14 protein-coding genes are annotated in these 14,960 nt (G+C 36.2%); all 14 read right to left on the bottom strand.

Going from position 1 to position 14,960, the window contains the following annotated elements:
* Positions 1-17: 17 nt before the first annotated feature.
* The 14 genes from IPM56_05140 to bamD all read right to left on the bottom strand — a co-directional run bounded on the left by IPM56_05140 (position 18) and on the right by bamD (position 14,899).
* Positions 18-1,214, bottom strand: a complete 1,197-nt coding sequence (locus IPM56_05140; GenBank protein QQS37342.1) for an SGNH/GDSL hydrolase family protein — start codon at positions 1,212-1,214, stop codon at positions 18-20.
* 33 nt (positions 1,215-1,247) lie between these two features.
* Positions 1,248-3,413, bottom strand: coding sequence for a S46 family peptidase (locus tag IPM56_05135; protein ID QQS37341.1), 2,166 nt, complete (start codon positions 3,411-3,413; stop codon positions 1,248-1,250).
* Between the two features lie 146 nt (positions 3,414-3,559).
* Positions 3,560-5,959, bottom strand: a complete 2,400-nt coding sequence (gene ccsA / locus IPM56_05130) for a cytochrome c biogenesis protein CcsA (protein ID QQS37340.1) — start codon at positions 5,957-5,959, stop codon at positions 3,560-3,562.
* 72 nt (positions 5,960-6,031) lie between these two features.
* A complete protein-coding gene (locus IPM56_05125) occupies positions 6,032-6,433 on the bottom strand; it encodes a cytochrome c maturation protein CcmE (GenBank protein QQS37339.1) in 402 nt (133 codons plus the stop codon).
* Complete coding sequence (locus tag IPM56_05120) at positions 6,423-6,533, bottom strand: CcmD family protein (GenBank protein QQS38227.1); 111 nt, start codon at positions 6,531-6,533, stop codon at positions 6,423-6,425. The genes IPM56_05125 and IPM56_05120 overlap by 11 nt, the downstream gene beginning before the upstream one ends.
* Before the next feature lie 50 nt (positions 6,534-6,583).
* Positions 6,584-7,288, bottom strand: a complete 705-nt coding sequence (gene ccsA, locus IPM56_05115; protein ID QQS37338.1) for a cytochrome c biogenesis protein CcsA — start codon at positions 7,286-7,288, stop codon at positions 6,584-6,586.
* Between the two features lie 30 nt (positions 7,289-7,318).
* Positions 7,319-7,990 carry a heme exporter protein CcmB gene (locus tag IPM56_05110; GenBank protein QQS37337.1) on the bottom strand — a complete coding sequence of 224 codons (672 nt, stop codon included), beginning with the start codon at positions 7,988-7,990 and terminating at the stop codon, positions 7,319-7,321.
* 9 nt (positions 7,991-7,999) lie between these two features.
* Entirely contained in the window at positions 8,000-8,641 is a 642-nt protein-coding gene (locus IPM56_05105) for an ABC transporter ATP-binding protein (GenBank protein QQS37336.1), read from the bottom strand.
* Between the two features lie 8 nt (positions 8,642-8,649).
* Positions 8,650-9,036, bottom strand: coding sequence for a hypothetical protein (locus IPM56_05100; protein QQS37335.1), 387 nt, complete (start codon positions 9,034-9,036; stop codon positions 8,650-8,652).
* On the bottom strand, positions 9,026-9,856 hold the full coding sequence (locus IPM56_05095) for an endonuclease/exonuclease/phosphatase family protein (GenBank protein QQS37334.1): 831 nt from the start codon (positions 9,854-9,856) through the stop codon (positions 9,026-9,028). The genes IPM56_05100 and IPM56_05095 overlap by 11 nt, the downstream gene beginning before the upstream one ends.
* Before the next feature lie 16 nt (positions 9,857-9,872).
* Complete coding sequence (locus tag IPM56_05090; GenBank protein ID QQS37333.1) at positions 9,873-11,576, bottom strand: hypothetical protein; 1,704 nt, start codon at positions 11,574-11,576, stop codon at positions 9,873-9,875.
* Entirely contained in the window at positions 11,573-13,738 is a 2,166-nt protein-coding gene (locus IPM56_05085; GenBank protein ID QQS37332.1) for a VCBS repeat-containing protein, read from the bottom strand. The genes IPM56_05090 and IPM56_05085 overlap by 4 nt, the downstream gene beginning before the upstream one ends.
* Positions 13,665-14,141, bottom strand: coding sequence for an acyl-CoA thioesterase (locus IPM56_05080; GenBank protein ID QQS37331.1), 477 nt, complete (start codon positions 14,139-14,141; stop codon positions 13,665-13,667). Before IPM56_05080 ends, IPM56_05085 begins: the two co-directional genes overlap by 74 nt.
* Positions 14,141-14,899 carry an outer membrane protein assembly factor BamD gene (bamD, locus tag IPM56_05075; GenBank protein QQS37330.1) on the bottom strand — a complete coding sequence of 253 codons (759 nt, stop codon included), beginning with the start codon at positions 14,897-14,899 and terminating at the stop codon, positions 14,141-14,143. Before bamD ends, IPM56_05080 begins: the two co-directional genes overlap by 1 nt.
* Between the last annotated feature and the right edge of the window lie 61 nt (positions 14,900-14,960).

Below are 14,960 nucleotides of genomic sequence, written 5' to 3'. Positions count from 1 at the left end.
TGAGTTACTCTTTCCTATTATTTTTTCCAGGGTTTAAGTTTTTTCAACTCACCGGAAATATAATCCGATATCAGATCATACGTCTGATCTTTATAATGAACATCATCATAAAAATATTCAAGTGATTTTGGTACAACTTTGTCAAGATCAATTAACATCGTCCCGCGTTTTGATGCGGTCTGTTTTATTACCTGGTTATAAGCAGAAAGACCTGTCATTGCAGTTTGCAGGCTCCATTTTTTCCCGTTTCCTATAGCTTCTGTATTAAGCATATGCAGAGCTTCCATTTCAACACTCGGCATAGCTTCTTTGTAAATATTTGGCTCAGTCATTAAAAGGACTTTTATCCTATCCATACTGCATAAGTCAATAAGAGTATTAATATTATTCTCAAATGATTTTAACCCGGAAAATGAAACTGAATTAACTTCTTCGGGTTCTGTGTAATACCAGTTTTGTTTTACAGTTTGAATTATCATTTGAAGCAGGCTTGTTCTGTTTATAACATTCGTTAATGGTCCGAGGAAATGTCCGTAGTCTTCTCTGAAATCACCTTTACTGAACCTTGAAAAATCTGCATTGTGAAGAAGATCATTTATGTTCACCATAACGATAAGCATATCAGGTTTATGCTGTCTTATATTCTGAATATAGTTTGTAAGGATATGCTGTGAGGTATACCATTGCCTGCCCAGGTTATAAAATTTTATTTTTTTTGAATTCACCTCATCACTTAATTTATCCTCAACCATTTTGGTCCAGTCGCGTCCCGCTTTATCTTTAAACTCAGTTGTGGAACCACCAAGACAAAAAATATTATAGTTTGAATATTCCACAATGGGAACACCGGGCGGTATTATCTGAAGCAGTGAATGGAATTCATCAAGTTTTTTTGAAAGAGATTTCTGATAAAAGTAATCTCCGACCGGGTAAAGTATAGAAGCGAAAACAAGCAGGGCAATTGAGAGAAGTACTACAGCACCGGGCTTTGTCTTCCCTACTCTTATTGCGTAGAAAAAGTAAACTGCGCCAAGAAGAATGATCGGGATAATTATTTTTATCCCGAGTAAAACAGCCTGCGGTCCCCAATGCAGTTTTGATAAAACCGGATCAGGAAAAAAGAAACCAGCATAAACATATCCGCATCCAAGAATAATCACGACCCACGATGCGGTGTTCCACCTTGTAAATAACTTTTGGTTAGGGCTTTTCATAAAATAACCCCGAATTTAAATGGATTAAAAAGATTATTTGCTTTCCACTCCAAGTTCATTAAGAATATAATCAGCACCACCGACTTTTTGAGTAACCCATAACACATACCTTATATCAACTCCGATTGAACGGCTGTAAACTTCACTCCATGCAAAATCATTTATCGTAGCTTCGAATGCCCTGTCAAAGTTAACACCGATAAGTTCACCATAAGCATTCAATATCGGGCTTCCTGAATTTCCGCCGCTCGTATCTGTATTATAACAAATGGCGACAGGAACATCATTTAACTTTTCATCCGTAAAAATTCCAAAATCTTTTTTGTTGTAAAGCTCTTTTATTTTTGGCAGAAGCTGATAGTCTCCTGAGTCCTTCCCTTTTTCAACAACTCCTTTTAGAGTGGTTATAGGTGAATAGTAAACAGCATCTGCAGGTGCATAACCGCGGATGTATCCGTATGTAAGTCTGAGTGTGCTGTTAGCATCCGGAATAAAAAGTTTTTCCTTCCACATTTTTTTAACATCCATAAATTCAGCAAGCAGAAGATTAAGTTTACTTTCACGTATTTTATTTTTTTCATCCTCTACGTCTTTAACTGAACCTATACAAGCTGCCATATCAAGAAGCGGATCATCTTCAAGATCAGGAGATTCAAAGAGGGCTAAAACATTTTCAGCATCATTAAATTCGGATGAGGAGTATAACTCATCAATGAAAGCTGAAAGCGATTCATTCGTTGTTTTAGAACCATCAACAAAATCAAATAGTTTAGAACCTGTCACTTCTTTAAACCGAAGTGCATCAACAAGAATTTTCATCATTATTTCTTTATCTACTTCCGGTCGAAAATCCTGGTATATGGCGGTTATCTGGTCGAGTAGTGTTTTTCTGTTCTTTTCCTGGAATGAAGATCTTCTCTCTGCATCGGGTAATTGCATTTCTTTTTTATAGTTCACATACAAATCTCCGACCCTGTACATCGTGGTAAATCTCGATAGCATCTGAATTACAAGCGGCAGTTTTCCTGACTCAAATCTATCTTTATAAACATCATTAATATCGTTCAGCAAATTTCCGTATTTAGATTTTAATTCGGTTTTACTTTCAATGTACTTCTGCAATTCAATTTCTTCATCCTTTTTACTTTGTACGAGACCGAGCCTTGATAAACCCTGTAATTTACCGCGATAATTCTTTTCAGTGTTTGCAAGACTTTTTACAAGTGAAGAAATCTCAAGCGCGTATTCAGGATCATTCTTTCCGACTTCTTCATGTAAATCCATCATCCATGCATAAAGTTCAGACACGTAAGGAAGTAAAATATTTTCCTGGTACTGTAGAAATTGTGACGGCTGATGTTTGTATGTCCTTCCGGGGTATCCAAGTATAAAAACAAAATCTTCTTCGTCGACACCGTTAGGATTTATCTTTAAATATTTTTTAGGTTGGAACGGCACATTGTCTTCAGAGTATTTTGCAGGTGAACCATCCGGTGCGACATAAGCACGCAAAAACGCAAAATCACCTGTATGTCTTGGCCAAACCCAATTATCAGATTCACCGCCAAATTCACCGATTGATCTCGGTGGGACATAAACAAGACGTACATCATTTATAGTTTTATATCTGAACAATACATACGACTGCCCGGTAAACATTTCAGAGACAGATGCTTTAATAGAAGGATCTTTTTCTTCTTCAGCTTTTATTAGTTCGCTGATTTTTTTCGAGATGGCTTCGGTTCTTTTAGTAATGTCATCCGCTTTGTTCGCAGCCTCAAGAATAATTTTTGAAACATCCTCATACGAAACCGTTATCCGTGCTGTAATACCTTCAGCCGGAATTTCTTTGTCTCTTGTCGGCGCGCTGAACCCGTTTTCAAGATAATTATTTTCCAGTGTGCTTGCTCTTTGTACTGCCCCGAACGAACAATGATGATTTGTGATCATCAAACCATCCGCTGAAACAAACGATGCTGTACATCCGGAAATATTAACAAGCGCGTCGATAAGACTTGTACCATCGGGATTATAAAGTTCATCTATACTGATTTTTAAGCCTGCTGATTTCAGATCGAGTTTCCGTATTTCACTCAGCGGATACATCCCTTCATCGGGAACTGTTGGTATCATCGCAGTAATGAATGGAAAAACTAGAATGAAAAAGTATTTGATAAATCTGCTATGGCTGGTGAACATTATTTACCTCCGGAATTTTATTACTTGCTTATGCGGCAAATATAATAAAAACAGTAAAGGGATGGTTTAAAAATGTTATGAATGAAAATGATGTGCGTTATGAAGTAAAATAAAAAGGGCGGATGAACCGCCCTTTGATAAGCTTTTTATACCAATGATTCCTTCAATCTTCTAGCAACCGAAACTAAAAATCCGAGGAACATAACCAGAACACCTATCCACACAAGTCCTATGTATGGTTTTATACTAGCAGTGACTGAAAGAACTTCCTGCTTCGGCGCAGTTGTTTCAGGCTGTGAATTATCAAGTGCAGATAATGCTACCTGGATATTACCTGCCTGAAGATTCACCAATTCAATTTTCATGTTCAAGTCGGGGAAGGATTCAGATGTAAGTTCTCTGTTTCCCTGTTTAGAAATAAGTTTAAGTTTAAATTCTTTTTTCTTCCCGTCTTTTTCCGCTGTTAAAGCTGCGCCCATTTCAAAATCCTGTCCGGTCTGCATTGCTGTCATAGTTTCGCCGGAGATAAGGAATTCATTAAAGTTTATTTTGACGTCATTAAATTCAGTTGTGCCGCCTTTTTCTAAAGTAACTGTTGAACCACCGTGATTATGACCATCATCTCCGCCTTCTTCATAACCTAACGGTGACAAATACACATCACGAGTCAGCATCGAAAGTATGGCAGGCTCACGCATTAATCCATTGTTAAAATCACTTATATACATAACCGGGGAAATTGTGTGATTCTTATCGCCTTCTTTCAGATTAATGTGGAATGCGTACTTGGTGTTATTCTCTATCGGTTCAATTCCTGTAAAAGTCATTTCATAACCGAATGCTTCTTTGGGTTGATTTTTAATCAAATCAATATCCACTTCATCACTGCCGAATGCTGAACCTATAACGCCGAGTATAAACAGTGCTATGCCTATATGAGAAACATACGCGCCAAGCATTTTTAAATTACCGCGAATAATTTTTACTGCAATTTCAAGATTAACTAAAAGTGAAAACGATGTAGCGAACGCAAGGATGATCATCATAAGATCAGTTAATCCTGCAATAACCAATATTACTGTGAAAAGAATGGATGCGGCGACAGATATTATCGATTTTTTAATCAACTCCTGTGTAGTCGATTGTTTCCATTTTATCAAAAGACTTACACCGTTGAGTAATCCTATGATGATAGCTAAAGGCAGATGCATTTCATTATAGAAGAATGTATCAACAGCTTGTCCGAATATAGGAGCGGAAGTTCCGACAAGAACAATTACAGCAGATGCACAAAGCACGATAGCCGCAGTAAACAATGCCAGTTCTCTTGAAAGAATGCTCTCATCAGCCGGCGGTTCCTGGCTTAGAGTTTTCCACCGGTAAACAATCATTCCAACTCCAAGAAGTATGAATGAAGAAATAAAAATCACAAGGAATAAGTAAACAAGCATACCGGGATCAACAAAAGAATGAACTGACGCATCGCCAAGCACTCCGCTTCTTGTTAAGAAAGTACTGTATAGTACAAGTATATAAGTCATCATGCTCAGCATCAGGTTCGTTTTTATATACTTACCCGGACCGCCTTTTGACTGGCTTTTCTTTTGAACGAGCATCGTATGTATTGATGCGACACCAACCAGCCATGGTATTAAACTTGAATTTTCAACTGGGTCCCATGCCCAGTAACCGCCCCAACCAAGCATTTCATAAGCCCAGTAACCTCCGAGCATAATACCTAATCCCAATATTCCCGAACCGGCAAGAACCCATGGCAGTGATTGCTTTACCCAGTCTTTGTAATCATTCTTCATTAAAGCGGCAATGGCAAATGAAAACGGAACTGTTGCCATTGAAAATCCTATAAATAAAATCGGCGGATGTATCTGCATCCAGAAATTCAGAAGCTGGGGATTCAATCCTTTACCGTCAATAATAAACTGATTGAGAGAAATTCCTGCACCTTTAAGTACAGCGACAAGTTCAGCGCTCATCTTTACAAAATTCTGTCCGGATGATCCGTCACTGAACATAAAACTCTGCAGGAACGGCATGCCGAAATATGCCGGGTTAATACTTTTTGCATTCAGGAAAACAGGTTCAGCCCAGATTGATGCAAAAGGATTTTTAAATAATGGTGATACCATCACCAATAGAAAACTTGTCGCCAGTGTAAACACTGCCATTACTCTTGGTTCAAGGTCGCCTCTTTTGGAAGAGTATGACTGAAGTATTATTCCAACAATTGAGGTAAGCAGTAACCAGAGCATAAAACTGCCTTCCTGTCCGCCCCAGAAAGAAGCGAGCAGAAACCCGGTGCTCAAACTATTGGCACTGTAGCTGTACACATATTTGTATTCATACTGGTGGTTAAGCAGCGCATACCATAGTATAGTAGACGCAACAATTACCAGCATTGCCATTGAGTGATAAGCGATCCTTCCAATGTTCAAAGTATTATTATATCCTCTGTAACTGAGGTAGAACATTATCATCGCTATTATGCTGCTTGCAAGCGCAAGTGTAAGTATAATACTACCAATCATAATTCATATTCCTTATTTCACATAGTTATAAAAGCGGAGAGTTCAGAAAGTCAGTTTCTCATTCTAATTTTTTTACATCACTGATGTTGTTGTTTTCACTTCCTCATATTGCTCTTCATACTTGCTTGGACACTTTGTAAGTATATCCCTTGCGTGGAATTGTCCGTTTTCATACTTACCTGTAACTACAACTGAAACCGCTGATTCAAAATTGTTAGGGATTGATCCGTTATAAAGAACTTTCATCTCAACTCCTTTTGCGTCAGCCAGATAAAAACTGAATGTCCTTTGTTCTTTATTTACTTCGTAATTTTTTTCTTTAACCCATTGACCTGTAGCTTTAACTGTTTTGCCATTTGCTTTTACAACTGCAAAGTCTTCTTCATATTGAATATTACTCTGGGTAAAAAGATAAACCATAAGGCTGAGGAATAACACAATTATCGCTCCGCCGAATATATATTTATTTTTCATTTTTCTTCTCCGTTATTTCTTTTTCAACATTTTTTATACGTTTATCAAGATTCAGCATGTACAGGAAGATTCCTGTCCATACAATAAGGACGATTATCATCACTATATAGATTGCATTCTTTTCAAGGAACTGGTGAAAACCTTCCAAGTTTAACCTCTGATTAATTGTTTATTAATTTTATCTCTTAGAATAATTGATTTATATCCAACCTTCCACATCCAGAAATACAAAATTGTAAATCCGATCATCGAAAGGAAAAATATTAATTGCATGTTCGAGTTCATTTTAAAATCGATAACCGGTCCTGCGTTTGTATCATCTGCTGAACCGGGATGAAGTCCTTTCATTATACGGGGCATAATAAAAATAAAAAACGGAACCGTAATAAAAGCAATCATTGAATAAACAGAAGAAAGCGTCGCCCGTTTTTCTTCCGATTCAATAGATGAACGTAATGCAAACCAGGCTCCATAAATAAGCAGCAAAGCAAATATACTAGTCTGCCGCGGATCCCAGCTCCAGTAAGAACCCCATGCAAACTTAGCCCAGACCGCGCCTGTTACTGTTGCAAGGATACAAAAAATAATTCCGAGTTGTGCCGCTGCGTAAGACTTTGCATCATCATCAAGATTTTTTTTACGCAGGTATTTGAAACTGTAAATCGTTGACATAAGAAAAGCGATCAATGTCAGCCATGCTGTGGGAACATGGAAGAAAATTATTTTCGCGTTTTCTTCCAAACCGGGAATGAATGGAAACTCATACCAGGCAGATGGTTTCTCGACTATGGGAAACCCTATTCCCGCGACTGATACAAAACTCAACAGTAGAAAAAGAAATATTTTCCAAACCATAAAAACCTGATTAAAATTTGAGTGAATTTACTAATCTTTCCAGATAAAATCGAACAGCATATAGGAAGCTGTCAGCATTATAACATCGTAACTAACAACTATTGCTAATTCAAACTTACTTTCTTCAAAGGATGTGCCATCTATCGCAAATAATGTAAGCTGAACCGATGTTAAAATTAAAGGCAATAAAATCGGGAAAGAAAGAACGGGATATAATGTTCCTTTCGCTCCGGCTTTAGAAATTATTGCGGCAATAGTTGTCGATGCTGCTGCAAGACCTATATTCCCAAGTATAAATGAGGTAAGAAACAGGACAAAATTTTTCATAACAAATGCTTCAAACAATGCTGAGTAAAGTATCGCTATAACAGTATTCATACAGAAAACAAGAATGAGGTTAAACAACAGTTTACCTGTAAACACTGTCGATGGTGAAGCAATAAGCTGAAGAGTAAGAGAAGTTCCTCTCTCTTCTTCAGAAACAAATGCGCGAGACAACCCGGACATTGCCGTAAAGAAAATCACAACCCAGAACAATCCCCCAGTAAGGCTTTCAGATATTTTTTCGTTACCAACAGAAAAGAGTATAACACTTATTGCAACGATGATGAACATTGCAAGTGAATTGACCGCATATCGCGTTCTTAGTTCCGAACTGAAATCTTTTTTGAACAGGGCGTATGATTTTGATCTTAATGACATCAGGCAGTTTTACTCAGTATTGTTCTTATATTTTTCAAGAATGATCTCCTCACTGCAATACTGAAGATCAGTCCGCTCATTTGAAGCCACAAGTACAATATGATTTTTAGCTTCTTCAACAATGATCTTGTATACTTTACTTTTCCCGTCTTCATCAAGGTTGGAAGTCGGTTCATCGAGTATGATAAGCTCAGGAGTATGCATCAACGCAAAAATAAATTTTAATCTTTGTTTCATCCCTGAACTGTATGTTTTTACAAGGTCGTTTCTCCTGTCGAATATTTTAAATTCATTGAACAGATAATTTATCCGCTCAGTATTCAGACTGATATTTCGTATTGAAGCAAAATGACTGAGATTTTCCATTGAGGAGAATTCATCATAAAGAACAAGATATGGTGAAACAAATCCGATATAGTTGTGAAGTTTTTCAGGAATAATTTCCGCTCCGCCTATTGAGTGAATTATCTTACCATTTGATGGTGAATTAATACCGGCAATGATCTTCACAAGTGTTGATTTACCTGAACCATTCGCACCTGATATTCCATATATACCAGGCTTGTTAAAATGAAATGATAGGTCTTTAAAGATTAACCTTCTGCCGAAAGTTTTATTTATTGATTCAGCCTTGAGAAAATAATCATTCATGAAAAATTTTATTCTCTTGATTTAATTTGAGTCAACAACGCTATTAAAATTTTCCTTACAGAATCTGAATTAAATATCTCTTTTAGAATTTCTTTAAAGTCATTTTCATTTTCAGCAGCATAATTTACATTCGATAACCTGTCTAAAACAGTTACTGGATACATTTCAACATTATGGGTGATTCTCACAATTGTAGCTGAATATCCTAGAATGTTGGACAATAGAACAAGCGAAGCATCGACTAAATAACTTTTACCATCTCTTACTGCTACTCGTCCTTCTATCAAATTATTCGTTTTTTTGCTGATAACATCCGCTTGGTCATATAAAATATCTAGCGGAGTTCGAATCTTCTCCACTTCTGGTAAATCACCCCACAAATCATCATTTGACATTTTCACTCCTTATTAAATTAAAAGACAATCTTATTGGTAAATGATCCGAAGCTTTTATTTGATTTGGTTGTCCATTATTGTTTAACAAACTACCACTCTTTGTCTCACTTATAACTTCAAGATTATCTTCATCAAAATACTTGATTAGTTGAGGTCTAATTATCACCTGATCAAATATATGCCAATAGTGGTTAACTTGTCTACTGTTGTTGTAGTAGTAAGTCCCTAAGGGCTTTGATTTACCATATCCAAAATGACTCCACATTGGATTATAAAAAAAATATCTCTCTTTTCCTCCAATAGTTCTTTTTTCTTTCAATGCGATATTTTTATCAATAATTGCGTGAATTCCATCCGCGCCAACTAAACCTGATTCATATGGATTCATATTCAAGTCCCCTACTAATATAGTTCTATTATGCCCAGATTTTTTTTCAACTACGTCAATGACTTCACGAACTCGAGTTGAATTAAGAACCTGGTCGTCTTTGTCCTGATATAATTTGCTCCCTAAATGGAGAACAATCAGATTAAAATCTAATCCTAAGGGATGATTAAATTTCCGGCAACATATACCTAAATCATCATATATCCATTCAAAATCACTTTTATATCTAGTTAATATAATCGGATCATTGACAGGGCTATTTTGAAATGTGAATTTTAATTCAAGATCTGCGTTAATAGTCTTAAGTAATTTTATTTTTGATATGTTTTTTACTTCAGATAAAATTATTATATCAATATCGAATTGCAAAACAAGTTCAGCAATTAAATTACTTAAGTCTTTGTTTTGGATATTCCAATAAAGAAAATTCATAATTAAGATATTCTAATCAGTCATGAAAAATTACCAGTTTGCCTTTATAAATATCATCACCTTTTCTAATCGCATAAATGTAAACACCGCTGGCGAGTTTCTTACCGCTGTTATCTAATCCATTCCAGTTGATAACTCTGTATTCACCGAAACTTCTTATCTGTTTTGTTGATTCATAAACAAGTTCCATCGCAGAAGAGTATACATTCAAATCAACTTCTTCATTTATATTACCTGAGAGAGTAAGATTAATTTCCGTGTGTCCTGCTTTGTTATAAACAAATGGATTTGGAAAAACAAATTCATTTACTTCTATTGGCAAAAGTATTATTGATGAATCTTCACGCACAAGCTGACGGTTCAGGAATTCCGATACAGCCCAGTTTTGCGGATCGTTCTGCTGAAAGAATGCATAATAACCCGGCGAAAGTTTTATACTCCCTTCAATTGAATCAACGCTTAATATATAACTGTATGGTACAGACAGATTGGGACCGTTTATTCCTCTGTCTGCATCTGAGTTTGAAATTAAAACCACAAACGTGTCCTGCGGTGAAGCATTTGGATTTATAAGTGTGATAAAATTATTTGCCATTCCATATGAAGATCCATTGATGGTATCTGCCGGCGGAGTGAAAGTAAGTGGTGTTCCGGTTCTGATTAATGGATATGCAGCAGCTTCTTCAAAATACATTCCGGGGATTCGGCGGCTGCGTGTATAAAATGTCCATATACCGAATTTATTAAACTCAGTTCTGAGTGATGTACCTATTTCAGACAGGCTGTTGTAAATCGCATTTAAAGCTCTCAGTTGGGGCATCAATTCCCATTGACGTTTCAGTACATCATAACCATAACTGTCACGAAGATAAATATTCCATACAGCCAGATTATACCCGTTGTTGTTCGCAAAAGAATTTCCTGGATTATTAAAATAACTATTCATGTATGCGTAGTAATCATTTATGGAGTCGTAAACAAATTCTTCCATTGCTGTTGAAGTTATTTCATAAAAGAATCTGTCCGCATCCCTGAATATATAATTACCACCCTGGATGGCATGATGAAATTCGTGTGCTGCAGTAACTCTCGCACCGTCTATCCCGTTCGTCGCAAACGATCCCACGTAGTCGTTATCTATTACAATAAATGATCTTAATTTTCCTGATCCGGGTGAAGTTTCACTTTCATATTCTGTGTAGCCATACAGACCCGAGCCAAGTTCATTTATATAAACATCGTAAAGATTATCACCGCCTGATGTATCATCCAGCGGGGGCGGAGGATAGCCGAGGTAATTAACTTCAAACGTATATGATGAATCAAACGCCTGTGCGACTAACTGCGCATTTTGCAATGGAGTCTGTGCAATGTTATACCTCGGAATATCATTTCCCGTAGTGTTAAAATGAATTCTAAAAAATCCGTTCGGAGAAACAATGCTTGTTTGTTTAGGAGTACGCTGAGTTATCTTTTCAATCTGATTCTGTTGTTCTGCATCGAACAGATTTTTATTCATCCGAACAAAGTTTACGGTACCAAATGCACATTTTATTGTGCCAGTATTTTCAATAATTTTTAACTGCTTATCAGTTAATAAATGAGGAGCTTTTATAGAAAGGTACTCAGCATAAATTGAATCCAGATGCAGCCTGGAATACTCCTGTGCAAAAACAAATGAACCAAAAACTGTAAACAGAATTATTGCTATTTTTTTCATGGCAGTTGTTTGACTGTTATGCACCCTAAAGAACTGTTGGTGTAAACAAGATGATAATTTTTTGAATTCATATTTTTTATAAAGTACCTGTTGATATTTTCCGCGTCGATGATTTCTGTTGCAATATAACTTCTTCCTCCCCTTGTAAAGTCAATTTTTTTAATTGACTTTTCTGACGGGAAATATGCAACAATTTTTTTTAATCCCTGAAATTTTATCTCACCGAAATATAATTGCTTCCGGTCTTTTATCCTCATCTTCTGAGGAATTTCTCTGTAGTCTTTTAAATAAACATTGTTACCTGTTTTTAATGCTGTATAGACGGAGTTGCTTGTTTCTACAAAACTGAAGAAAGACTGTTTATCATCATTCAGAATATCATCAGTTATACTTTTAATATTAACACGGTAGTCGAAAGGTATCCGCATCTTTGGAGTTATGTTTTGCGACGGCTGCCCAAGTTCAACTGATTTCAGAACTATATCATCTTCATCAGACTGCCAGTAATTTAACTGTACTGAACTGCCTGCACCAATGGAAAGATCATAAACATCTGAAAACCTTCCGGGAAACATTGTGAATGAGTAACGGGGTTCTTTAAAATCATAAAAACCTGCAGCAACCTGGTTTTGTTTTTCATAAGCTAAATATATTCTTGGTTCATTCTCCTCATTTCTGCTGATCCGCAAATCAAGAATATTCCCGGGAGTATAGATAGATGTTTTCTCTTTCTTCAACGATTTGAAATCCACTTTAACTATTTCAATAAGCTTTGCGTTGAATGAAAAACAATAAAATGATTTAAGGAATGCGTTATGATTAAATACTGCTATCTCTTCATGAAATCCGTTCATAGAAACATCTGTGTACAAGTCAGGAATTCCATAATTATTCCTGGTGATAAGTTTCAGTTTGTTGTCGTACCTGTCAATAAAACTAACATCTATAATTCCATTGTTTTCATAATCAAAGTAGTTTAGCGATACAGGTTCAATACCGGGGATAATGTTTAAGTCACCTGAGAGACTGCGCAAATTAGTAACGGTGATCAATTCCCCATCAGAAGTAATTGCCGCTATTCCATCAATAAACTTGCTGTAGTAAGGAATGATTGACTGCAAGCCTTCTCTTTTCAGATAAGGTATCTCATCGTAAAACTGCAAATCACCTTTTTCAAATATTATCGATAAAAGCGAATTGCTTTTATTGATATAAGCGATATCAATTTTTCCGTCATGGTTAAAATCACCGGTAATAAAATTATCAGGAATGAATTTTGTCTTTACAGTGATCACTTCGGAATAAGATGAAACGGCATCACCAAGCATTATTACAATGCTGTTGCCATTTGTATAAATAAGATCTTCATAAAGATCAAGATTAATATTGGTCGATTTAAGATTATGAACTTCAGTTCCGCTGTGAAAACTTCTTGTCAAACTAAACCTGTAAGAACCATGGTTATAGTAAAAATTAATTGAATTATTCAGAAGATCATAAGCGGCAATATCCTTGTTACCGTCATTGTTAAGGTCTATGAAGATTGCTTCAGGAAAAATTTTTCTTGCATCAGGTTTTTGCTCTGATAATTTCCCATTCTCCTCGTATAAGATTGAAAGCCCGTTAAAACCATTGCCGGAAATCAGGAGTTCAGGTGAATCATCATTATTAATATCAGCAGCGGAAATATTTTCGGGGAACGAATCAAATTTCATAAACTTATTAGTTACCATTTTTCCCGATGGTGAAATATTAATAAATCCCGCCTGACGGTTTTTGCGTGAAGTGAATCCGTATTTAACTGACTGCCAACCTTTGCCAAAAAAACTGGTGAACTGATTCAGTTCAACGGGAGAATTAACTGAAAGTTCATTTACTTTATTGTCAGATGCATCGCCTCTTATCAAAGAAAGATTTTTTGTCCCTTTATTAAAAAGTATGAGATCAGTATAAGAATCGTTATTGAAATTAAGTGAGGCGATAGCAGTATAACCGGATTTAACCTGGTAGGAATTCAATTTACAGAATCCATTTATGGGTATCTGTGCGTTTAATTCCTGTGAAAGTAGAATTGTAAAAAGTAAAAGACTAAGTTTGTTTAATTCTTGTTTTAAGCCTGTTTTCTCTTCTCTGCAGGGCTTCATCATATCTTCTGTTTTCATCTTCAGTTTCCGGAACTACTTCTATGGCTTTTACTGGTTTGCCGTCTGCATCAACAGAAACAAATGTAAGGTAAGCGGTATTTGTGTGTATACGTTTTCCCTCTTTGAATGCTTCAGCGTAAACCTTAACACCAATTTCCATAGAAGAATTAAATACCCTGTTCACCGATGCCGTTAATGTTACAGCTTCACCAAGTTTAATCGGGTGATGAAAATCTATTCTGTCAACAGATGCTGTAACACAAATTCTCTGGTTATGCTTTGCAGCGGAGAGCGCTGCACAAATATCAATCCAGTGCATTAACTGCCCGCCAAGTAAATTGCCTAACTGGTTTGTATGATGAGGTAAAACCAGCTCAGTCATTGTTATTACTGATTCACTTACTTTTTTTACGCTTGTCATTAATTTGATGCGGAGAGCTTTCCCTCAAGTGAAGTTTTCAATTTTTGAACGTCTTCTGCTCTTGAATCATCTGAAAACCGGGCAAGAAATTTATTGATTTCGGTCAGTGCTTCTGAATTTTTATCCCTGTCAATCAGCAGAACAATTTTATTATACATTGCCATCGGTGCATAACGTGTGTCGTGATAAGTTTCTATAACATTTGTATAATACATAAGTGACGCTGTATAGTATTCAAGTTTTTCATAAATCAATGCATCACTGAATTCCTTCTGAGCAAGTTTATCATTTAACTCAGCAATTTTTGATTCGGCTTCAGCAACTTTTTCATGTGTCGGAAAGAAATCTATAAATGCCTGGTATTCTTCAATCGCTTTTTTTGTATATCGCTGGTCCAGGTTAAAATTCGGAGACAGAAGGTAATAACATTCTGACAACATAAACTGCGACATCGGTATGTGCTCACTCGCTGTCATATTTTTTATCAGTTTACTGAACTCATAACCGCCGAGTATGTATTCCCCGCGATGATACCTCGTCATAGCAAGATAATACTGCGCATCATCCACTACAGCGTTACCGGGATATTGCAGAATTATTGCCTGAAACTCGTTGATCGCTTCTTCGTAGTCTTCATCGTTATATAATTCTATTGCGTAATTAAGTTTTTCTTCAGGTGTCAGATTTGTTGTATCGATTGAACCGGAACAACCCCAGAAAATGAGTGGAATAAATAACAGATAAAAAATGTGCTTCATAATTTGAGTACTAATAGTTTTAAATTTTACAGTCAATAATAACGAAATTCCATCCGCGTTC

The organism is Ignavibacteriales bacterium, from assembly GCA_016700155.1.
Classification (GTDB): domain Bacteria; phylum Bacteroidota; class Ignavibacteria; order Ignavibacteriales; family Ignavibacteriaceae.
Note: the sequence above shows the minus strand (reverse complement) of the source record. Positions and strands in the feature narration are given on the sequence as shown.